This window comes from Telluria sp. AZSoR62 (genome assembly GCF_058111565.1).
On record NZ_JBYTST010000034.1, the window covers coordinates 1 to 1,044 of the forward strand.

The 1,044-nt window shown below is 63.7% G+C and carries 2 protein-coding genes; both read left to right on the forward strand.

All coding sequences use genetic code 11. The features are described 5' to 3' along the window. Window positions 1-118 precede the first annotated feature (118 nt). The gene (locus tag AC3XQU_RS22680) at window positions 119-454 is read left to right on the forward strand and encodes a hypothetical protein (RefSeq protein ID WP_489876426.1); all 336 of its coding nucleotides are present in this window, start codon (window positions 119-121) and stop codon (window positions 452-454) included. Between the two features lie 54 nt (window positions 455-508). After that, window positions 509-1,044 (forward strand): hypothetical protein (locus AC3XQU_RS22685; RefSeq protein ID WP_489876427.1); only part of this gene is annotated, 536 nt, incomplete at its 3' end.

The window sequence follows — 1,044 nt, forward strand, 5'->3', positions numbered from 1 at the left end:
CACCCGAGAATGCCGGCGCGACCGTCCCGCCACCGCCGCCCGAACCGAAAGCCGAGCAGACCATCCCCGAGAAACCCACCGAACAACCAAACGACAACGTCGAGACAGGACCAGGCGAATGACAGTGGCATCGTTCCAAGCCGAAACCATGGCCTGTGAAATCGCGGTACTCCGCGCGCTCGAGGTGGCGGGGAAGAAGTCGCTACGCCGGTGGGACCGCACATCCTCACCGACAGTGCCTGCTCACCTGCTGCACACCCGGCTGAGAATCGCATCCACACACGAGGATTGCGACAAACTCCTCGTCGGCGCGTGGGATCACATGACGATCGTGCTGCCGGAGTCGACGAAGCTGCGGGAGTTGTGCGACTGGTACGTGCGGGAGCTGATCGTGACCCGCCGACCGCACACACGAGCGGATCTGGAACGAGTCCTGGCAGTCGCACATGAGTAGCGTCCTGGAGTTCGTTCGGATTGTGTGGGCGCTGCACGAGTTCTGGGTGTTCTGATGGCCAGGCAGGATCCGTGGTTGTCGGAGCGGATGCGAGCGGACGCACGAATCCGCCGCGGCGAACGCAACATCTACCAGGCTGTCATCACCGCGATGACCATCTGGCTCGACACCACCCGTCAACTCATCCTCGGACAACCCGTACCCGCTCTGACAGCCAGCTCGGGACTCCTGTTGATCCCGGAGACGCTTCCGCCCCACGTCGAGGACCCTGCCGCCGACCAGGCATTCGTCGAGGAGCTTGTGGCTGCTCTCGCGGGAGACGATGCGCTTCTCGCAGATGCTGGCAACCCTGATCCGATCCCCGACATCGACGCCGCGCAAGCATCATTCGCCGCCTGGGCACGGGCACTCGAGAACCATGTCGAACCCGCCATCGCCGAAGCATTCGGTGAAGCATTCGCAGCGCAGTCCCGCGCAGCCGACATCTCGCCCGTCCACTTCCAAGAACACCACATGGCCACCGTCCACGACCGCCTCAAGATCTGGCCCGAAGGAGCATTCGAGGAACTCCGCCCCGAACTGTTGGAGGC

What these genes read in the sequence shown, in the direction of transcription:
- AC3XQU_RS22680 (WP_489876426.1), top strand. Translation starts at nt 119, where the DNA reads ATGACAGTGGCATCGTTCCAAGCCGAAACCATGGCCTGTGAAATCGCG.